We start from the raw sequence: 21,454 nt of genomic DNA, 5'->3' as shown, positions 1-21,454 counted from the left end.
CTCCAGGGCGGTTCGGAAGGGCTCGTCGCCGTCGTAAGCCTCCAGGCGGGTGGTGGGGTTCGCGTCGCGCGGGTCCTCCGCCTCGTCACCAGAGACGACGCGGCGCACCCGGCTCAGGGTGCGGGTGGCGAGCGTGGGGGCGGGCCCGTCGTCGCCCGCGTCCCGACGGCGCTCGGCCAGGCGCTCGCGTATGTCCGCGACCGTCTTGCCGGAGATGACCAGGGCCGAGAAGATGATGAGCAGCACGAACAGGATGACCGCACCGACCGCACTGAACAGGGTGGCCAGCGGGTAGCCAACGACCCAACCGAGCAGTCCCCCGGCCTCCTCCAGGGGCGCGATGCCGTAGTCGAGGGACGGGTTGCCGGAGCACACCTGGATGATGCCGGTCACCCCGGTCAGCACCCCGAGGCAGCCGACCCCGATGCGCACGCCCCCGGAGCCGAGACGGCGGGCGCGCAGCATGGCAATGCCCAGACCCACGAGCAGCAGCGGCACCGTGATGCCGAGGACACCGAGCGGCCCGGCGGCGATGTGGTGCAGGACGCTGCCGGCGGCACCGGAGATGCCGAACCACTCGCGCAGGCCGATGACGACGGCGAGCGCCAGGACAACGAAGGCCCAGCCGGTGCGGCGATAGCGTCCGCCGGACGGCTGGGAGGGGGGCGGCGAGGTCTTGGTGCGACGATTGGCCATGGTGCTCGCAACGCTACCCGCGCGAGCCGGGCCGGGGCGGCCTGCCACGCCGGGCTACTCGCGCAAGAGCGCGTCGATCTCGTCTCGACGGGGGGCGCGGGCGGGCCCGATTCGGCTGACCGCCTCGGCGGCGGCAGCGTTGGCACGGCGCGCAGCGGTGACGACGTCGAGGCCGTCCATGAGGCCGACAACGAGCACCCCGGTGTGGGTGTCCCCCGCGCCGGTGGTGTCCACCACGTCCCGGGCGAAACCGGGAACCTCGATGCGGTCGCCGCCTACCGGCCACATGACGCAGCCGTGCACTCCGGTGCGCCGCACCAGCAGGCCGTCGGGGCAGGCGCGGCGCAGGGCCTCGGGGCTGCCCAGGCGGGCGGTCAGCTGGGTGACTTCGAAGTGGTTGCCGGTCAGCAGCGTGGTGCGCCGCAGAATCGGCAGCAGCACGTGGTCGGGGATTTCCGGCTGGACAGGCCCCAGATCGACGACGAGTCCCACCCCCTCGGGCAGGTCCAGCAGCCAGGAGGTGAGCGGTTCCTGGCTCGAGTGGTGGACGAGGTCGTAGCCGGTGGCGTACACCCAGTCGCCCTCCTCGAGCTCGAGACGCTGAAGGTCCTCCAGCTGCGGTTCCGCCTCGACGCCTTCGGTGGTGATGAAGGTGCGTCGGCCACTGGGCTCGATGAGGGTGGTGCAGGTGCCGATGTCACCAACCAGTTCCTCGACCAGCAACTCGACGCCGTCGTGCATCATGGTTTCGCGCACCTGGGCGGAGTTGGGGCCGGTGCCGAGGGTGGCGGCGAGCGCGGCGGGCAGGCCCTGCCGGGCGACCGCGGAGACGACGGTGTAGCCTCCGCCGACCGTCGGCCCGGCAGAGGTGGCGGTGACGGCGCCCCCGGGCGCGGGAATGCGTTCGACGTGCAGGGGCAGGTCGATGAGCACGGAGCCGGTGGAGATGAAACAGGCCGGCCGACGCATGGCCTTGTGTCCGTTCTCCTCGCGGGTCAGTCGGTTACGTCGCCCGTTCATGCTTCGATGACCACCGGGACGATCATGGGGCGACGGCGCAGTCGGCGCCCCACCCACCGGCCCAGGGTGCGGCGCATGACCTGTTGCAGAGAGTGGGCGTCGGCGTTCCCCCGGTCCAGGGCGTCGGCGAGTGCGTTGGTGACGTCGGGCAGGACCTCGTCGAACACCGAGGGGTCCTCGGCGACGCCGCGGGCCTGGATGTCCGGGCCGGCCAGGATCGTGCCGGTGGAGGTCTCCACCACGGCGTAGACGGAGACGAAGCCCTCCTCGGACAGGATGCGGCGATCCTTGAGTTCGGTCTCATCGATCTCACCGATGGAGGAGCCGTCGACGTAGACGTAGCCGCAGGGCACGGCGCCGACGATGCGGGCCTTGCCGTCCATGAGGTCGACGACGACGCCGTCCTCGCACAGCATCACCCGCTCCGGATCCACCCCAGTCTTGACCGCGAGTGCCCCATTGGCCACGAGGTGGCGAATCTCGCCGTGAATCGGCATGACGTTGCGGGGGCCGACGATGTTGTAGACGTGCAGGAGCTCCTCGGAGGAGGCATGTCCGGATACGTGCACCTTGGCGTTGCCCTGGTGGACCACGCGCGCGCCCAGGCGCATGAGTTGGTTGATGACCCGGTAGACGGAGTTCTCGTTGCCGGGGATGAGGGAGGAGGCGAAGATGACGGTGTCGCCGGGCTCGACGGTGACGCTGTGGTGCTCGCCGTGGGCCATACGGGACAGGGCGGCCATGGGCTCACCCTGGGAGCCGGTGACCATGAGCACGCGCTGCTCCGGCGGCAACGACTTCAGGTCGCGGGCGGCAACGAGCACGCCGTCGGGAACCTTGAGGTAGCCGCGTTCGGCGGCGATGCCCATGTTGCGGATCATGGACCGGCCAATGAGGGCCACCCGGCGGCCGTGGAGGGCGGCGGCGTCGAGAACCTGCTGGACGCGGTGAACGTGGCTGGCGAAGGAGGCGACGATGATCTGCTGGTCGGATTCGGCGAAGACGCCGTCCAGCACCGGGCCGATCTGGTTCTCATGCCCGATCATGCCCGGGACTTCGGCGTTGGTGGAGTCGACGCAGAACAGGTCCACGCCCTCATCGCCGAAACGCGCGAAGGAGCGCAGGTCGGTGATGCGTCCGTCAATGGGCAGGGAGTCGACCTTGAAGTCTCCGGTGATGAGCACCGAGCCGGCCTCGGTGCGGATCATGGTCGCCATGGCGTCCGGGATCGAGTGGTTGACGGCGACGAATTCGAGGTTGAACGGGCCGTAGGACACTTCCTCGTGTTCCTCGACGACCCGCAGCACCGGGCGGATGTGATGCTCGGAGAGCTTGGCCGCGACAAAGGCGAGGGTGAGGTCGCTACCGATCAGGGGGATGTCCCGCCGCAGCCGCAGCAGGTAGGGCACGCCGCCGATGTGGTCCTCGTGGCCGTGGGTCAACACCATAGCGACGACGTCGTCGAGGCGGTCCTCGATGTAGGTGAAGTCAGGCAGGATGAGGTCAACGCCGGGCTGGTCCTCCTCGGGGAAGAGGACACCACAGTCGACGATGAGCAGCTTGCCCTCGACCTCGAAAACGGTCATGTTGCGTCCGACCTCGCCGAGTCCTCCCAGGGGGGCGATGCGCATCGCTCCGTCGGGAAGCGGGCCGGGGGCGCCGAGTTTGGGGAAGTTGGTCACGGCGGCGAGTGTAGCCACTTGCGCCGCCCCGGTGTGTCCCGCGGGCGCGCTTGGGCCGGACCGCAGCAAAAAACCCGGCCCATCGGACCGGGTTGCGCCTGGCTTGCGGAAAGCCCTGGCTGATGTGCGTGGTACCCCGTACCGGATTTGAACCGGTGCTGCCGCCGTGAGAGGGCGGTGTCCTGGGCCGCTAGACGAACGGGGCCTGCCAGCAGGTTCGTTGAAGAACCGTGGCTCGTACCCCGTACCGGATTTGAACCGGTGCTGCCGCCGTGAGAGGGCGGTGTCCTGGGCCGCTAGACGAACGGGGCTTGGATATTGAGTTATACGAGGTGCGAAGCGCACGTAGTTCCCCCATCAATGATGGAGATCATGACGCAACAGCGACGCACTCGGCTGGGGTACCAGGACTCGAACCTAGAATGGATGAACCAGAATCACCTGTGTTGCCAATTACACCATACCCCAAGAGATTGGTGCACCCGCGCGGGTTAGGCCCGGGCAGCGATCGGTAATCTACACGGCCCTCTCCCCAACGCCAAGTCAGATCGCCGTGAGTGCAGCCACACCCGCGCCAGCGACGGGTACGGCATGGGTACAGCATGGGGAGCACTCCCCCAGCAAAAGGGCTGCGCCTGCAACCCCATCCACCCTAGACTGCCGTTATTCGAGCTATATCCCCTACTCCCCCGCGGAGATAACGATGCCTTCCTCCCGCCTCCTCACGCCCCGTCGCGCCGGGCGCGCACTCGCCGCGACACTGTGCCTTGCTTCCGCCCTCGCGCTGGGCGCCTGCCAGTCCGGGTCCGGTCATGCCTCCGCCGACTCCACGGCGTCGGGCGGCTCCGGCCTGTCCCAGCGCGAGTCGGCCACGCCCGCACCAACACAGGCAGCCCCGACCGCCACGGCGACGTCGGGCACCGGCCTGTCCGCACGCGGCTCCGACGCCCCGGCGCCCACGTCCGCCCCAAAGGAGACGGAGGAGCCATGGACCCCGCCGTCGCTTAAGTTCTACAACGAGGACACCTCCGTGTGGTACCAGGACGACTCCGTGGTCAACCTCGACGCCGTCTCCGAGAACGGCAACATTGAGGGATACCGCACCCACAGCGGCAGGTGCATCGGCTACGAGACCCGCGATATCTCCGAGAACATCCACAACCTGGGCCTCGACGACGACACGATGAGTTCGCTGCTGGTTCCGGTGAGTGATTCCATCATCACCGACTACAACGAGACCGGCCGAGAGACTCTCGACCTCGTGCGCGACGACGGCGGCACCATGGAGGGCTACTCCGTGACCTGGACCGGCACCCTCAATTACGACGACGGCACCACCGAGCCCGCCGAGGGGTACAAGTTCGCCCGCGCCGTCGGCGACGCCGGACTCGACTTCAGCGTTGAGGTCATCTGCGCGAGCGGCTCCAACATCTCCGCCGACCAGTGGCACACGATCCTGTCCGGTATCCGCATTGAGGGCCTGAAGGCCGGCAAGATGAGCTGACGCCGCGGCCACGAGCCCAGCTCCCAACGCCGCTCGCGCCGCCAGAGCGGACCGTGCGAACTACCACCCCGTGCGCCGGACGCGGGGCGGGCCGCAAGCCCCGGTAGCACACGCCCTCGCCTCATCAACACGCATTTGCCTCAAAGACACGAGTTTTGGAGCTTTGCAGGTGTTTAAACCGTGCAAAGCTCCAAAACTCGTGTATATGAGACGAACTCGTGTTCGTGACGCTCACTCATGCGCCCGGCACTAGCGCGCCGTCGTCCACAGGCACAGTTCGTGCACCCCTCATCCACAAGGCTCGATATGCCCGATGGCGCCGTACGAAGACGGGGCACAGGATCGGCACATGGACGCCTTCCCGACCCCGCCGTTGCTCCCGCCGGTCACCTTGTCGGCGGCAAGTAACCTGCCACATCTAGCGCATCGACCCGGACTCGTTCGGCTCATGCGCGGCGTGTACTACCGCCCCTCCGATGCGCCCGAAGTGTGGCAGCAGAAGCGTGAGGTCAGCCTTGCACGTTGCCGGGGCGCCTGGGACACACGCCGCAATGCGCTCGCTCTGACTCATGAATCCGCCGCTCTGCTCCATGGTCTCTGGGTTCGCGACCCGGAACCGGATGTGTGGATCGCGCTGCCGCGACGTCCGTCGTCGACCACCGTCGCCCTGCCCGGACTGGAGTTCCGGCGCGGTCGGCCGCCCCGTCCCAATTCGGCTGGCGCAGGTGCGCGGTTCGCGCGGCTGCGGCGCCGGCGAATGCTCATTCCAGCCGAGCAGCTAGTAGCCATCCAAGGCATCGTTGTGACCGACCTGATGAGAACCGCGGTCGATTGCGCCTTCGACCTGCCCGCGTGCCGATCCATCACCATTATCGACTCGGCTATGCGTGCTCTTGTGCGCCCAGACCGTCGCGATCTTGCCGGTGCGCGGCAACGTTGGCAGCAGGTTCGTGCCCAGTTTCTACAGGCGATTGCGGAGCAGGGGCCGCGCAAGGGGGCGGGGCGAGCGCGGGCGGTGGCACAGATTGCCAGTCCCTTCTCGGAGTCTCCGGGTGAGAGCGTGGTGCGCTGGCAGGTGGAAGCATTCGGGCTGCCGTCTCCGGTACTGCAGCAGCGCGTAGATATTTCCAGTCAGGGACGCAGCTTCTTCCTTGACCTCGCCTGGCCCGCACTGCGAATCGCCGCGGAGTACGACGGCCGCGACAAGTACGCAGTGACGGGCACCACCTGGGACGAGAAGATCCGCCAAGACCTCATTCAGGAGTCATCCCACTGGACGTTCAAACGCTTCACAGCCGAGCACCTGCGCGACGCAGACCGACTCGGCCAAGACGTGCTGGCGATGTTCCCCGCCGTCGTGATCGCCGAAGCCCGACGGCGTCGAGCACTGTGGGATTGAGATCCCGACGCAGGCGCGGGCCCGAGCGCGCCGTCGGCCTTGTCGTCAGTCCAGGCGGGCCCGAAGGGCGCGCAGGCGGGCCAGGGAGGAGTCTGCCCCCAGGATCTCCATGGACTCGAACAGCGGCGGGGACACCTGTCGACCGGTCACGGCCACGCGCAGCGGACCGAAGGCCAGCCGCGGCTTGATTCCCATGCCGTCAACGATCGCCTTGCGCAACGCGTCCTCAAGCACCTGGGTGTGCCACTGCCCGGGCTGCGCCGCCAGCGGCTCCAGGGTGGCGATGGCGGTGTCCAGCACCTGCGGAGCGGAGTCCTTGAGCCGGGCGACGGCCCGCTCGTCAACTTCAAGTGCGGCGTCGTCGACCAGTAGGAAGCCGAGCATGTCACGAGACTCGCGCAACAGCTGGATGCGGGTCTGGATGAGCGGAGCGGCGGCGGTAAGGATCTCCTGCTCGCGTGCAGTCAGCCCGGAGAATGTGGCGGCGCTGACCAGCGGGCGGGCTGTCCACTCGGGGTCGGCCGGGTCGGGGTAGAGATCGGCGAGGTAGGGCACCAGGCGGTCACGGAAGTCCTCAAGCTCGAGCCGCCGCAGATGCTCGGCGTTGATGGCCTCGCACTTCTTGGGGTCGAAGCGGGCCGGGTTGGGGTTGACATCGCGGATGTCGAAGGCACCGACCATCTGCGCGGGTGTGAACACATCCTCGTCCTTGGACAGGGACCAGCCCAGCAGGGCGAGATAGTTGAGCAAGCCCTCCGGGGCCATGCCGCGGAAGCGGTGGACGAGCAGATTGGACTCGGGATCGCGCTTGGACAGCTTCTTGTTCCCCTCCCCCATGACGTAGGGCAGGTGACCGAACTCGGGGACCGTCTGCGCCCGGCCGATGTCCATGAGGGCGCGATACAGGACCACCTGCCGCGGCGTGGAGGAGAGCAGGTCCTCGCCACGCAGCACGTGGGTGATGCCCATGGCGGCGTCGTCGACGGGGTTGACCAGCGTGTACAGCGGGTCGCCACCGGCGCGCACGACGACGTAATCGGGTACGGAGCCGGCCTTGAAGGTGACCGGACCGCGCACCAAGTCGTTGAAGGTGATGTCCTCATCCGGCATGCGCATGCGCAGCACGGGCTGGCGGCCCTCGGCGCGGAATGCCGCCTTCTGTGCCTCGGTGAGGTTGCGGTCATAGCCGTCGTAGCCGAGTTTGGGGTCCTCACCGTTGGCGCGGTGGCGGGCCTCGACTTCGGCGGGCGTGGAGAAGGACTCGTACAGGTAGCCGGCCTCAAGCAGTTCGGCGGCGACCTGCCGGTACAGCTCGGTGCGCTGAGACTGCCGGTAGGGGGCATGAGGGCCTCCCTTGACCACGCCCTCGTCCCAGTCCAGACCGAGCCAGCGCAGCGAGTCGAGGATAGCCTCGAAGGACTCCTCGGAGTCGCGGGCGGCGTCGGTGTCTTCAATGCGCAGCACGAAGGTGCCGCCGGTGTGACGCGCATATGCCCAGTTGAACAGGCAGGTGCGCACCATGCCGACATGTGGCGTACCCGTGGGTGAGGGGCAGAAGCGAACACGAATCGGCGCGGAGCCGGAGGCAGGCTGGGTAAAGGCCGGGGCCTTGGAGGTGTCGTCACTCATGATGGGCCAACCCTAGCGCCCCGGCGCCCTCTCCCCGCACCGACCCCGCTGCTGGAAGCGCGTCCGCCCACGCTGGGCCACTGCTGGAGGCACGCCCGCCGTCGAGCCGGACAGCACCATCGGGCGGGCAGGCCTCCCCATGGCGCCCGCCACCGCGCCCGGATAACGTATGTAGCACCCCGCCATCCGATCTCAGGAGCACCCCATGAACACGACAACCATCCGGCCGACGTCCGTCGTCCGCCGTGGCGCGGTGGCGCTGCTGGCACTCGGACTCGCACTGCCCGGCATTGCGGCCTGCGACGACGAGGTTCCGGTCACCACCGCCCCTGAGACCAAGCAGTCGGAGCCGGCCGAGCCCGAGGAGACCGACTCCCCCGAGCCCGATCCCTCTGCAACCGCCGCCGACGACGCGCCAGTCACCGGCCTCAACCCGCTGACCCGTCCGAGCGACGAACCCGTTGATGAGGACGATGCCTATGCCGGTTCGGCCTACTGGGAGTTCCCCATCTCGGTTGACGGCTGGTACGCGTACACGATCGATGAGGACGGAGTCAACGAGATCGACTCCAAGAACAGCAACTGCCTGTACCGCAGCGGGCAGTACTACTACGACGAGTCTGACTACGGCGACGCGGAGGAGACGCAGTACCAGGCGGACTCCTGGGCGGATTACCTCGAGGGCGAGTTCAGCAACGTCAGCTCCGAGCAAGCGGTGTCCACCGCGATCACGGACTCTGCCGGCAACCCGGTGGAGATGATCATGATCGATGCGCAGTACACCGATGATGACAATGACATGGACATCAGGTCGATCATCTGGCTGCGCGTGTTCTCCACCATGGAGACGCCCACCATGCTGACTCTTCACTACACCTGCGAGGTCGGAGACTACGACAAGACCGAGCTTGAGGACCTCACCTCCCAGACGCATATCGTCAACCCCGGACCGGCGAAGATGGAGGACGGTGTCCCGAGCAGTTCCTCCACCAGCAAGGACGACATGGTGTGACAGTGGCGAGTTGACGCGGCACTGTCGGTCAATTCCGCTTGGCCTCGCGGCGCCCCGGACCACACGGTACGGGGCGCCGCGCCGTATTCCGGCAGGCCCGGCCACGCCAGCAGCGCAGGCCGCAGTCGCCTTCATAGACTGCCGTCATGACCGTCCCGGACTCCGCCCCCGTACCCGCATCCGCGTCCGACTCTGCTTCCGCCCCAGTCTTTGACGCCGCCCGCACGGTTGCCGCCTTCGACGCCCTAACCCCAGAGGTGATGCGGCGACGCGGTTCGCTCAAGTGGACCATGTACCCCGGTGATGTCATCGGGGCTTGGGTGGCGGAGATGGACTTGGGGACGGCGCCGTCGGTGACCGCGGTGCTGCAGCGGGCGGTGACGGACGGCTCGTACGGCTATATGCCCCCGCAGGTCGCTCAGGCAGCCCGGGAGGAGACCGCCCGCTTCCAGCAGGAGGCCTTCGGCTGGCAGGTGCCGGTGGAGGATGTGAGCCTGCTGCCGGATGTGCTCTCGGCTCTGGGGGCGGTCATCGCTTACCACACGCGTCCGGGCAGCCCGGTCATTGTGCCGACGCCGGCCTACATGCCCTTCCTGTCCTATCCGGGCTTGTATGGGCGCGAGTGCGTGCAGGTGCCTGCGCTGTCTCCGCAGCGCGATGGCGGCGGCGCGTGGGCGCTGGATCTGAACCGCATTGAAGCGGCCATGGCCGCTGGCGCCGGTCTGCTGGTGCTGTGCAACCCGTGGAATCCGGTCGGGCGGATGCTGTCCCCCGCCGAGCTCGACGCCGTCGCCAAGCTGTCCGCGCGCTACCGCGTGCCGGTCTTCGCCGATGAGATCCACAGCTCGCTCATTCTGGAGCCGGGGGCGACGCATACGCCCTACGCCTCACGGCCGGGTGCCGACCCCGACCTGGCCTTCACCGCTACCGCTGCTTCCAAGGGATGGAACGTTCCCGGGCTCAAGTGTGCTCAGCTCATCGCCTCCGCCGGTGCTCGCCGGGCCTGGGAGAACAGTCCCCTGTCCCAGCATCTTGCCAATGAGACGGCGGCGCTCGGCGCCCAGGCGGCGGCGGCCGCGCTACGGGACGGCCGGGAGTGGAACGCCTGCGTGCGCGGCTACCTGCACGCCAACTCCCAGCTCGTGGCGCAGGGGATGGCCGACGTGGACGGCGTGGAGGTGACGCTCCCCGCCGGCAGCTATCTGGCCTGGCTGGATTGCTCCGGCCTGGACCTGCCGGAGGGAGTGAGCCCAGCCGAGTTCTTCCAGCACGAACCGGGGGTCGCCATGAACGACGGCGCCAGTTTCGGCGCCGGCTACGAGTCCTTCTGCCGTCTCAACCTGGCCACCGGGCGCCGCATCGTCGAGGACATCATCCAGCGCCTGACCGACGCCGTCGCCCGCCTGCGGGCCTAAGGCGTGGTGGCCGCCGGGCGTCTACGGGTCCGTCGGGCGCCAGTCAGTGCGGGAGCCGGTCAGAGCTCAGCGACGCACGACGGGGTTGCCGAAGGAGCCGATACCGGTCACCTCGACCTCGACGCGCTGGCCGGCGCGGATCTCGCCGACGCCAGCGGGGGTGCCAGTCAGCACGACGTCGCCGGGCAGCAGCGTGAACACATGCGATACGTAGGAGATCAGCTCCGGGACGGAGCGGATCATGTCGGCGGTGTTGCCCTCCTGGACGACCTGGCCGTCCACCCGGGCGCGCACGACGGCGTCGGCCGGGTTGAATCCGCCGGAGCGGGCGGCGCCCGGCTCTGGGATCTCGATCCAGGGACCGAGCGGGCAGGAGGTGTCGAAGGCCTTGGCCCGCGTCCAGGTTTCATCGCTCCGCTGGCAGTCGCGGGCGGAGACGTCGTTGGCGACCGTGTAGCCCAGAATGGCTGCGGCGGCGGCCTCGGGTGAGGCGTCCTTGACCACCGACTTCACGACGACGGCCAGCTCGGCCTCGTAGTGAACCTCGCGGGACCAGTCGGGCAGCACGATCGGGTTGTCCGGGCCGATGACGGCGGTGTTGGGCTTGAGGAAGACAATCGGCTCTGCTGGCGCTTGGCTGCCCATTTCGGCGGCGTGGGCCGCGTAGTTCTTGCCGATACCCACCACCTTCGACCGCGGGATCACCGGAGAGACCAAGCGCGCCTCGCCCAGAGGCACCACTTCGCCCGTTGCCTCGGGAGGGGTGTACAGCGGGTCGCCCTTGAGTACGAGCAGGCGGCCGGAGGACTCACCGGAGGGGGTTCGATCATCTGCGGGCAGGCCGTCAACGATGCCGTAGTGGAGTTCGTCTCCCGTGGAGAAGCGTGCGATCTTCATGGGATGACCCTAGATCATTGATTCCAAGGGGTGCGGGGGTAGCCCCGTTCTGGTGGCGGTCGGAGTAAGACGCCGGAGGACTGGCCGCGGCACGCCGGAGCGAGCGGCACCCATGCCGGTGCCGGTGCCGGTGCCGGGCAGTGCCCGGCCGCTCTATTCACCGAAACCGGCACTAATAACATGCCGAAACCGGCACTTGTAACATGCCGAGACCGGCACTAATGACGTGCCGAAACCGAGCGAAGTTGCTGAGCAGCGCTGTGCTGGTGCTTGCATGGTGCGGCTGCGATCAATGACCGTGACGTGGCGCGACGAGCCTACGGTGGATGCGCGTGAGCCGGGACCGGGAGCGTCATTGTCGCAAACGGTGACAAACGAGCCCGCGCTGGTTGGACACAGTTCACAGAACGTTGCAATAACGCCATTCGGGCGCGCGGCTCCAGGGCGTTTCGCAGCGTTTGTCACCATTTACGACAATGCCGACCACAACAACCACCCCCGGGGCGGCACCCCGCAGGACACGCCACTCGGATACAGGAGGAAACCTCTCCTCAAGATCCGCCCCCGCACACCCCGATGTTTCCCCCGTCTCGTCTACTACGCCACTTCACCGTTGGGTACGCCGGTTAGGGGTCTGCTGAAGGCCTCGAAAGCCTTCAGCAGACCCCCAAGTGGCGTAGCAGACCCCGAACAGGCGTAGTAGGCACAGCCGCGAGTCCAGCACCAACCGCCACGACACACCTATGGGATATAGGACCGAATCCCAGCCACGACGAGACGAATCCCCCGGCCGACACCCCGAGACTTAGCCCACCCTCAGCAACTTCACTCGGTTTCGGCACGTCATTAGTGCCGGTTTCGGCGTGTTATTAGTGCCGGTTTCGGTGACAGGAGGGCACGCGCCAGCCGGCGCGCCCCGCCTCGCCCGGCGCGCCCCGCCTCGCCCGACTCGTCCTGCCTCGCCCGACGCCGGCACGCCACGCACCAGTCGGCACCGGCACGCACCTTTGCGATCAATCATCTAGCCCCGCAGGACTGAGGCAGCCGTGAGTGTCGGCTGATGAACCGTCGTCGTCCCCGTGAGCGGGCGGTCAGTCCAGTAGCAGTCAGGGGCGTAGGAGTGGACCCAGGGTCGTCCCCGTGAGCGGGCCGTCAGTCCTGACGCGTGATAACCGATTCGGGCTGCCGCTCGGCGGCGGCCTTCTCGGTCCAGACGTTTCCGGGCAGCACGCCGGGCAGGTTGGGGTTGTCGGTGGCTACGAAGTAGACAATGTCGCGCTGACCGGCCTCGATCTCTCGCTTCTGCTGCTCCCAGTCGCGCAGGGCTCCGAAGGCCCATTTACCGAGGAGCACCACCGAGATGATGTTGATGATGGCCATAACCCCCATGGCAACGTCGGAGAGGTTCCACACGAAGGACAGCGACGCCACTGCACCGAGCGCGGTGGCCACGACGATCATGGCGCGCACACCGTAGTGGCTGCGCCCCATGCCACGCAGGAAGTCCATGTTGACCTCCGCGTAGGCGTAGTTGCCCAGCAGCGATGAATACGCGAAGACGAAGACCACGGCCGCCATCAAGTACTGCGCCCAGGGCCCGAGCACGGCACTGACGGAGCTGACGGTCAGGGTGCCGGCGGCGTCGATGTCGGCGGTGGCCGGGTTATAGACGCCGGATAGCAGAATGATGAGCGCGGTGGCCGTGCACACCACGATGGTGTCGACGAACACGCCCATGGACTGGATGAAGCCCTGCTGCACGGGGTGGTGCACGGTGGCGGTGGCGGCCGCGTTGGGGACCGAGCCCTCACCGGCCTCGTTGGAGAACAGGCCGCGCTTGATGCCGTTGAGGGTGGCGGCCAGGAAGCCGCCGCCGAGTCCCCACAGTGCCTGGTCCACGCCGAAGGCGCCCTTGAAAATGGACACCAGGGCGGCGGGGATGGCGTCGAGGTTGAGCACGAGGATGACGATGGCGATGATGACGTAGACGAGCGCCATGAGCGGCGCCAGCCACTCGGTGATCGCGGCGACCCGCTTGATGCCTTTGAAGACGACGGGCGTGGTGATGAGCACGAGCACGACGGCGGTCACCCACGGCTCAATGTTGAAGGTGCCCTTGAGGACGTTGGAGATGGCGTTGGCCTGGGTGGCCTCGTAGGCGAAGCCGAACACGAAGGTGATGACGACGGCGAAAATACTCGCCAGCGTCTTGGAGCCCAGACCCTTATGGATGTAGTAGGCGGGACCGCCGCGGAAGGTGCCGTCCGGGTGGGCCACCTTAAACAACTGGGCGAGCGTGGACTCCACGAAACCGGTGGCCATGCCCACCAGGGCCACGATCCACATCCAGAACACGGCGCCCGGCCCGCCCATGGTGATGGCGATGGCGACGCCGACGATGTTGCCGGTGCCCACGCGGGAGGCCAGTCCGACGGTGAAGGCCTGGAAGGAGGACATGCCCTCGCCCACATCGCCGCGAGAGGAGGTGATGGCCCGCAGCATCTGCGGGAACAGACGCAGCTGCAGCCCGCGCGTGCGCCAGGTGAACCACAGTCCTGCGGCGATGAGCAGCCAGGCGAGCAGGTCCCCGTAGAGGTGGTCGGAGACGGTCTCGAGCGCGGCGGCGGGGCCGTCGAAGAAGCCGGCGGTCGGCAGGAGCATAGGGTTCACAGCGGAGTCTCCGGGCGTTGTCGCGGGTGCGTCCATGGGCTGAGCGCACAGGTTCTACTACTTCTGCTACACAGCAGAAACGCAGTCAGGCTAGGGCACACTGTATTTCAATTTGAGGTCATGGCCTGTGCCGTGCGTCCCAAAACCGACGTGTTATTCGGCCCAGACATCGCCTGGCAGCGCTCCGGGAAGGTGCGGATTTCCGTCGGCGACGAAGCGGACCGCGGCGGTCGGCATGCGACCGGAGCGCACATAGCGGCGCTGGGCCTCCCAGTCGCGCAGAACACCGAGCGCCCAGGGAGTCAAGACGACCAGCGCAATGAGGTTGAGCACCGCCCCGATGCCGAGCAGCACGTCAGCAAGCGTCCATACGGTGGTCAAGGCAGCCCCGCCTCCGATAAAGGCGCAGACGACGGCGGCGATCCGCAGCGCCGTCGTCACCCAGGGCGTGCGGGTCAAGTAGTCCAGACACACCTCGGCGTAGGAGAAGGCGCCCAGGATTGTGGAGTAGGCGAGCACGAGCACCAACAGCGTCATTGGCCAACTCGTCCACTCCCCCAGGGTATGGCTGATGGCCGTTTGGGTGAGGGTGCCGGAGATATTCGGATCTCCGACGCCGGTGACGCCGGGAGTGTAGAGCGTCCCGTCGCTGCGCCCAGCAATGAGGATGGCCAGGGCGGTGGCCGTGCACACGAACAGCGTGTCCACAAGGACGCCGAAGACCTGCACGAATCCCTGCTGGGCGGGGTGGGCAACGGTGGCGGAGCCGGCAGCGCAGGCGGATCCGCCCAGGCCGGCCTCGTTGGAGAACAGGCCACGGCGCACACCGTTGAGCAGTGCCGCCGCAACGCCGCCGGCGGTGCCTGCCAAGCCCGAGCGCAGCTCAAAGGCACCGGCGAAGATGTCGCCAACGGCGTAGGCGGCCTGGATGGGATGGGTGACGATAATGGCCAGGACGAGGATGAGGTAGAGGACCGCCATGATGGGGGCGATCCATTCGGTCACCCGCACCACCGAGCGCAGTCCGCCCAGCAGCACCGGGGCCACGAGCACAGTAACGATAACCGCGCCCTGCCAGGAGTTCATGCCGGTGGAGGCGCCGAGCGCCGCGGTCATGGCGTTGGCCTGCACCATGGGCATGGCCAGGCCGTTAGCGACCATGAACACGACGGCGAACACGCCACCGATCACCGGCAGCTTCAGGCCGCGCGCCATGTAGTAGGCAGGGCCGCCCCGATAGGTGCCGTCGCCGCGACGAACCTTGAACAGCTGTCCCAAGGTCGCCTCGACAAAAGCGGTCGCCGTACCGAGCAGGGCAACCACCCACATCCAGAACACGGAGCCCGGTCCGCCCAGGACCAGGGCCAGGGCGACGCCGACGATGTTGCCGGTCCCCACCCGGCAGGCGAGCCCCACCGCGAAGGCCTGGAAGGAGGAAATGCCGCCGGCGGCACCGGACCGGGAGGAGGCCACCGATAGCACCATCGACACCAGGTGGCGCAGCTGCAGGCCGCGGGTGCGGATGGTGAACCAGGCGCCCGCACCCAGGAGTAGCCAGATGAGGATGGAGCCGAACAGCAGGTTGGAGGCCCCGGAGAGCAGCTCGTTGATCGCGCGCATTGCTCAGCTCCCCTCTGCGCGCGGGGTGGTCGGTGGGACGACGGCGTTGATGTCGCCGTCGGCGGTCAGCGCAGCACCGCTGGTGGAGGGGACGGGCGCCTCCCAGACGCCCTCGCGCACGTCGCCGGGCAGGTAGGGGTTGGCGTGGCCGACGAAGACCGGGATCCTGCCGGCGGCTCGCTGGGCCTCATAGTCGCGCAGTGCCCCGCGCACCCACGGGAACAGCCGCACAATGACGACGAGGTTGATGACGCCGAGCAGCCCCAGGGCGATGTCGGTCAGCGCCCACACGATGGGGAGGGTGAGCACGGTGCCGGCGAAGGCGGCTGCGGTGAGGAGAATGCCGAAGGCCTGCTCGGCACGCTTCTCCCCGCCCAGGAAGTTGACGTTGACCTGGGAGTAGGAGTAGCAGCCCAATGCCGTGGAGAAGACCAGCACGAAGATGAGCACGACGATCGGCCAGGTGGTCCAGCCTCCCAAGTGCTCGGCGACGGCCTGCTGAGTGAGGACGGCGCCGACGAGCCCTTCGTTGCCGGGCTGGTAGGTGTCGGTGGCCAGCAGGATGAGCAGGCCGGTGGCGGTGCACACCAGGCCGGTGTCGACGAAGACGCCGAAGGCCTGGATGAGTCCCTGGCGCACGGGGTGGCTGACGGTGGCGGTGCCGGCGGCGTTGGGGACGGTGCCCAGGCCGGCCTCGTTGGAGAACAGACCGCGGCGCACGCCGTTGAGCAGCGCCGCCACAATGCCGCCGGCGGTGCCGAACAGGGCCTGGTCGACGCCGAAGGCGCCGCGGAAGATCTGCCCCAGCACGGTGGGAAGCTCGCCGAGGTTCATGAGGATGACCACGAGGGTGACCAGCACGTAGGCCAGGGCCATGAGCGGGGCGACGACCTCGGTGACGCGGGCGACGGACTTCAGGCCTCCCAGCACCACCGGGCCGGTGAGCAGGACGAGGGCGACGCCGACCATCCAGGGGGCGACCTCCGGGACGGTGGCGTTGATGACGGCGGCCAGCGAGTTGGTCTGCACCATGACCACGGTGACGCCGACGCTCACGATGCACAGGCCGGCGAAGATGCTGCCCCACAGCTTCGAGCCCAGCCCGTTCTTGATGTAGTAGGCGGGGCCGCCGCGGAAGGTGAAGTCGCGCCCGCGTTCCTTGAAGATCTGCGCCAGTGTGGACTCGGTGAAGCTGGTGGCCATGCCGACCAGCGCGACCACCCACATCCAGAACAGGGCGCCGGGGCCGCCGGCGACGATGGCGAGGGCGACCCCGGCGATGTTGCCGATGCCCACACGAGCGGCCAGCCCGACGGCGAAGGCCTGGAAGGAGGAGATGCCGCCGCCGGCGCCGGAGCGGGAGGTGGCGACGGCGCGCAGCATGGAGCCCAGGTGCCGCACCTGGACGCCGCGGGTGCGCACGGTGACGTACAGGCCCACCGCGATGAGTAGGGCGGCCAGGATGTAGGTGTAGAAGATGTCGTCAGCCTTATTGAGGGTGTTCTCAATGCTGGTGAGGTTCATTGTGGGCGCGGGCATCGAGGCTCCTTGCTGGTGGGGATTTAAGGGGCGGGATCAGTTCCAGACGTCGCCGGGGACGTCGCCGGGCAGATGGGGGTTGTGTTTACCGTGGAAGACGGGGGCGTCTACGCCGGCGCGGCGTTGCGCCTCCCAGTCGCGCAGGGCGCCCACGCCCCACTTGGACAGCAGGATGAGGGCGACGAGGTTGGTGACCGTCATGACGGCCATGGCGATGTCGACGGCGTTCCAGACGACGTCGAGGGAGAGTACGGCGCCAGCGGTGGCGGAGACGACCGAGACCACGCGCACCGTCCAGGTGGCCCACTTCTTGCCGCCGGTGAGGAAGGACATGTTGGTGTCGGAGTAGACGTAGGCGGCGATGATTGAGGAGTAGGCGAGCACGAAGATGAGCACGGCGATCGGCAGGATGGTCCAGCCGCCGAGCTCGTTGGCCACGGCCATAATGGTGAGGGTGGAGGGGTTGGCGCCGTCGGCGCCCCACACCTCGGGACCGGCGATGAGAATGACGAAGGCGGTCGCCGTGCACACCACGATGGTGTCGATGAACACGCCCAGGGACTGAATGAGTCCCTGCTGCACCGGGTGGGCGACGGTGGCGGTGGCGGCGGCGTTGGGGGCGGTGCCCTGCCCGGCTTCGTTGGAGAACAGGCCGCGCTTGGTGCCGTTGACGACGGCGGCGAGGATGCCGCCGCCCAGCCCGCCCACGAGCGGCTGCGGGGCGAAGGCCGAGGAGATGATGAGGCCGAGCACGTCGATGAACCGCCCCAGGTTCATCAGGCAGATGATGAACACGAGGACGATGTAGATGCCCGCCATGATTGGCGCCATCCACTCGGTCACGCGGGCGACCGTTCGAATGCCGCCGAAGATGACCATGGCGGTGAACACGAAGACGAGCGCGGCGATGACCAGTTGGGCGGCGGAGAAGCCACCAAAGCCCTCGATGGGGGCGTCGTTGCCTCCGCCGAAGGCGCCCAGCAGGGTGCCGGCCACCGCGTTGGACTGCACCGAGGTGATGATGAAGCCGCAGGTGACCAGGGTGATGACGGCGTAGATGCCTGCCATGAGCGGGCTTTTCACGCCGGAGCGCATGTAGTAGGCGGGGCCGCCCCGGAAGGAGCCGTCGTCGGCGCGCACCTTGAAGATCTGGGCGAGGGTGGCCTCGAAGAAGGCGGTAGCCATGCCGACCAGCGCCACGATCCACATCCAGAACACGGCACCCGGGCCGCCCATGAGCAGGGCGGCGGCCACGCCGAAGATATTGCCCACGCCTACCCGGGCCGCCAGGGAGATGGCGAAGGCTTGGAAGGAGGAGATGCCGCCGCGGGCGCCTCCGCGCGAGCCGGCCACCGCCCGGAACATAGAGCCGATATGCCGCACCTGGACGCCGCGGGTGCGGATGGTGAGGAACAGTCCGGTGCCGACCAGCACCCACATGGTGATGTGCGCGGTGATCCAGTCGGCGATGGTCAGCAGGTTGGCAGCAAGAGCGTCCATGGAGTAGTGGTGCCTTCCGCGTGGGGAGACGGGAACGCGCGGCATCATTCCACACTCTGCGCCGCGTCCTCCCACCCGTCCGCATATTCATACGCCAAAAGCGTCCCGCTGCCAGCCTCCGCGAGCGCGCGTGAGAGCATGGCGCCATGTCCTCTGCTGCTTCGGATACCGTCCCGGCGCTCAACGCGCTGCTCGACTCTCTCATCCCCGCCGATGATCCGGAGCGCATCCCCGAACCGGAGGACATCTACCTGGCCTTCAGCGAGTGGGCCGAGTCCACCGGTCGTCCCCTGTACCCGCATCAGGACGAGGCCCTCAGCGAGATCCTCTCCGACCGCCACGTCATCGCCGCCACCCCCACCGGGTCGGGCAAGTCGATGATCGCCCTGGCCGCACACACCGTCTCCCTCGCGCGCGGCGGCCGCTCCTACTACACGGCCCCGCTCAAGGCGCTGGTCAGCGAGAAGTTCTTCGAGTTGGTGGGCCTGTTCGGCGCGGACAACGTCGGCATGATCACCGGCGACACGTCCATTAATGCCGCCGCTCCCATCATCTGCTGCACGGCGGAGATCCTCGCCAACCAGTCCCTGCGCGAGGGCGAGCAGGCCGATGTCGACATCGTGGTCATGGACGAGTTCCACTACTACGCCGACCCGCAGCGTGGCTGGGCCTGGCAGGTGCCGCTCCTGGAGCTGCCGCAGGCGCAGATGGTGCTGCTCAGCGCCACCCTCGGTGACGTCTCCTTCTTCGTGCGGGACATGCGTGAGCGCACGGGCCGGGAGGTGGCGGTTATCGACGACGCCGTGCGTCCGGTGCCGCTGGAGTGGGAGTACGTGGTGGAGCCGATCGACGAGCTGCTGCATCGGCTGGTGGAGCAGGACAAGGCCCCCGCCTACGTCGTCCACTTCTCCCAGAAGGAGGCGGTTGAGCGCGCCACCAAGCTGCTGAGCGTGGATTTGGGTCTCAAGCGGCGCAAGGCGGAGCTGGCCGCGGCGATCGGTGACTTCCGCTTCGGCCGCGGCTTCGGGCAGACGCTCTCGCGCCTACTGCGCTCCGGCATCGGTGTGCACCATGCGGGCATGCTGCCCCGCTATCGGAGGCTGGTGGAGCGCCTGGCCCGCACCGGGCTGCTCGCCGTCATCTGCGGCACCGACACCCTGGGGGTGGGCATCAATGTGCCCATCCGTTCGGTGGTCATGACGAGCCTGGTCAAGTTCGACGGCGCTAAGGAGCGCCACCTCACGGCCCGGGAGTTCCACCAGATTGCCGGGCGGGCCGGCCGGGCGGGCTTCGACACGCGCGGGTATGTGATCGTGCAGGCGCCCGAGCATGTCATCGAGAACGCGCGCGCCCTGGCCAAGGCCGGCGACGACGCCCGCAAGCGCCGCAAGATCGTGCGCAAGCAGGCGCCCGAGGGGCGGGTCAACTGGACGGACAAGACCTTTGAGCGGCTGCGCGACGCCGCACCGGAGACGCTGACCAGCCAGTTCCAGGTCACCACCACCATGGTGCTCAACCTCATGGAGCGCGACGGCGACCCGGTGCACGCCATGGCCCAGTTACTCTCCCGCATCCACGAGCCGCCGGCCGCACGCCGTCGGCATGTGCGCCGGGCGGTGGAGATCTACCTGTCGCTGCGCACCGCGGGCGTGCTGGAGCACGTCTCCTCCGCACAGGCCGCCGCCGATGGGCGTCCCCGGCTGCGGCTGGCCGTGGACCTGCCCGACGAGTTCGCCCTCAACCAGCCGCTGGCGCCCTTCGCGTTGGCCGCCATGGATCTGCTGAACCTGGAGTCCCCCGAGCACACGCTCGACGTCGTCTCGGTGGTGGAGGCGACTCTGGACGATCCGCGTCCGCTGCTGTACGCCCAGCAGCGGCAGGCTCGTGGTGAGGCGATCGCGGCCATGAAGGCGGAAGGGATGGACTATGAGGAGCGCATGGCGGCGCTGGAAGACATCACCTGGCCGCAGCCCCTGGCCGATCTGCTCGCCCCGGCCCTGGAGATGTACAAGCAGTCCAATCCGTGGGTCGCGGAGTACGAGTTGAGCCCGAAGTCGGTGGTGCGCGACATGGTGGAGAACGCCATGACCTTCTCGGACCTCATCTCCCGCTATGACCTGGGGCGCAGTGAGGGCGTGCTGCTGCGGTATCTCACCGATGCTTACCGGGCGCTGCGGCAGGTGGTGCCCGATGAGCACCGTACCGATGAGGTGCGCGAGCTCATCGACTGGCTGGGCGACCTGGTGCGCGCCGTCGACTCCTCCCTGTTGGATGAGTGGGAGGCGCTGGGGGCCGCTCAGGACGGGCACGCCCAGGCGGGGGCGGCGCTGCTCAGCCAGGAGCGGGCCGAGGGCGCGTCGGGGGCGGAGCGGGCTTTCGGCGCCGACGCCGACGGCAAGCTGGCCTTGACCCGCAACCGCCACGCCTTTCGGGTGGCGGTGCGCCGGGAGATGTTCCGCCGGGTGGAGCTCATGGCCCGCGACGACGTCGAGGGGCTGGGACGGCTCGATGCCGCTTCCGGCTGGGGCGAGGACCGTTGGGATGAAACGCTGGGCTGCTACTGGGACGAGTACGACTGGATCAGCACGGACACCCCCGCCCGGGCGGCGGCGCTGGCGCCCCTGGATGAGGCTCCCGACGACGCCGCACTGGCCGCTGCCGGCGTGTCGGAGCGGCTGCGCGAGGCACTGGAGGACTCCGGGCGGCGCGTCTGGCTGGCCACGCAGATTCTGGAGGACTCGGCGGGCGACCATGACTGGCGGCTCACGGCCCTGGTGGATTTGGACGAATGCGACCGGGCCGATCGCGCCGTCGTCCATCTGCTCAAGGTGGGTCCGCAGGGCTGACCCCGGGCCGGCGTCGGGGTCCGCC

At 68.1% G+C, this 21,454-nt stretch carries 13 protein-coding genes, 3 tRNA genes and 1 pseudogene; 5 read left to right on the top strand and 12 right to left on the bottom strand.

All coding sequences use genetic code 11. From position 1 onward, the window contains the following. The 6 genes and pseudogenes from RWX45_RS06985 to RWX45_RS06960 form a co-directional block, all read right to left on the bottom strand. Positions 1–696: pseudogene (locus RWX45_RS06985) on the bottom strand (DNA translocase FtsK 4TM domain-containing protein); the annotation flags it as partial. 54 nt (positions 697–750) lie between these two features. Then, on the bottom strand, positions 751–1,665 hold the full coding sequence (locus tag RWX45_RS06980) for a PfkB family carbohydrate kinase (protein ID WP_316023019.1): 915 nt from the start codon (positions 1,663–1,665) through the stop codon (positions 751–753). 47 nt (positions 1,666–1,712) lie between these two features. After that, entirely contained in the window at positions 1,713–3,347 is a 1,635-nt protein-coding gene (locus RWX45_RS06975) for a ribonuclease J (RefSeq protein ID WP_316023018.1), read from the bottom strand. 180 nt (positions 3,348–3,527) lie between these two features. Continuing rightward, positions 3,528–3,603: transfer RNA gene (locus RWX45_RS06970), tRNA-Glu, on the bottom strand. Between the two features lie 33 nt (positions 3,604–3,636). Beyond that, positions 3,637–3,709 (bottom strand) — tRNA-Glu (locus tag RWX45_RS06965). A gap of 85 nt (positions 3,710–3,794) precedes the next feature. Beyond that, positions 3,795–3,866 (bottom strand) — tRNA-Gln (locus RWX45_RS06960). Positions 3,867–4,101: 235 nt separating this feature from the next. On the opposite strand from RWX45_RS06960, the gene RWX45_RS06955 reads away from it, so the two are divergent. Next, entirely contained in the window at positions 4,102–4,902 is an 801-nt protein-coding gene (locus RWX45_RS06955) for a hypothetical protein (RefSeq protein ID WP_316023012.1), read from the top strand. 802 nt (positions 4,903–5,704) lie between these two features. Continuing rightward, positions 5,705–6,301 (top strand): hypothetical protein, encoded by a 597-nt coding sequence (locus RWX45_RS06950; RefSeq protein ID WP_316023011.1) that lies wholly within the window; start codon positions 5,705–5,707, stop codon positions 6,299–6,301. Between the two features lie 45 nt (positions 6,302–6,346). Here RWX45_RS06950 and gltX read toward each other — a convergent pair whose 3' ends face one another. After that, complete coding sequence (gene gltX, locus RWX45_RS06945; protein ID WP_316023010.1) at positions 6,347–7,930, bottom strand: glutamate--tRNA ligase; 1,584 nt, start codon at positions 7,928–7,930, stop codon at positions 6,347–6,349. A 205-nt stretch (positions 7,931–8,135) separates the two neighbouring features. Here gltX and RWX45_RS06940 point away from each other — a divergent pair, with 205 nt between their 5' ends. Next, a complete protein-coding gene (locus RWX45_RS06940; protein ID WP_316023009.1) occupies positions 8,136–8,942 on the top strand; it encodes a hypothetical protein in 807 nt (268 codons plus the stop codon). Positions 8,943–9,088: 146 nt separating this feature from the next. Then, positions 9,089–10,357, top strand: a complete 1,269-nt coding sequence (locus RWX45_RS06935; RefSeq protein ID WP_316023008.1) for a MalY/PatB family protein — start codon at positions 9,089–9,091, stop codon at positions 10,355–10,357. 66 nt (positions 10,358–10,423) lie between these two features. Here the strand turns inward: RWX45_RS06935 and RWX45_RS06930 are convergent, their stop codons facing one another. From RWX45_RS06930 to RWX45_RS06910, 5 genes are all read right to left on the bottom strand, one after another. Beyond that, positions 10,424–11,254 carry a fumarylacetoacetate hydrolase family protein gene (locus RWX45_RS06930; RefSeq protein WP_316023007.1) on the bottom strand — a complete coding sequence of 277 codons (831 nt, stop codon included), beginning with the start codon at positions 11,252–11,254 and terminating at the stop codon, positions 10,424–10,426. A gap of 1,152 nt (positions 11,255–12,406) precedes the next feature. Beyond that, the gene (locus tag RWX45_RS06925; RefSeq protein ID WP_316023017.1) at positions 12,407–13,915 is read right to left on the bottom strand and encodes an alanine/glycine:cation symporter family protein; all 1,509 of its coding nucleotides are present in this window, start codon (positions 13,913–13,915) and stop codon (positions 12,407–12,409) included. Positions 13,916–14,077: 162 nt separating this feature from the next. Next, entirely contained in the window at positions 14,078–15,544 is a 1,467-nt protein-coding gene (locus tag RWX45_RS06920) for an alanine/glycine:cation symporter family protein (protein WP_316023006.1), read from the bottom strand. Between the two features lie 3 nt (positions 15,545–15,547). After that, positions 15,548–17,068, bottom strand: a complete 1,521-nt coding sequence (locus tag RWX45_RS06915) for an alanine/glycine:cation symporter family protein (RefSeq protein WP_316023016.1) — start codon at positions 17,066–17,068, stop codon at positions 15,548–15,550. 51 nt (positions 17,069–17,119) lie between these two features. Then, complete coding sequence (locus tag RWX45_RS06910; protein WP_316023005.1) at positions 17,120–18,583, bottom strand: alanine/glycine:cation symporter family protein; 1,464 nt, start codon at positions 18,581–18,583, stop codon at positions 17,120–17,122. A 146-nt stretch (positions 18,584–18,729) separates the two neighbouring features. On the opposite strand from RWX45_RS06910, the gene RWX45_RS06905 reads away from it, so the two are divergent. Next, positions 18,730–21,429 carry a DEAD/DEAH box helicase gene (locus tag RWX45_RS06905; protein WP_316023004.1) on the top strand — a complete coding sequence of 900 codons (2,700 nt, stop codon included), beginning with the start codon at positions 18,730–18,732 and terminating at the stop codon, positions 21,427–21,429. The last annotated feature ends 25 nt before the right edge of the window (positions 21,430–21,454 follow it).

Origin of the sequence: Actinomyces sp. MRS3W (genome assembly GCF_032465695.1) — a bacterium.
GTDB lineage: Bacteria > Actinomycetota > Actinomycetes > Actinomycetales > Actinomycetaceae > Actinomyces.
The sequence above is the reverse complement of the archived record's forward strand: the minus strand, read 5'-3'. Positions and strand labels throughout refer to the sequence as shown.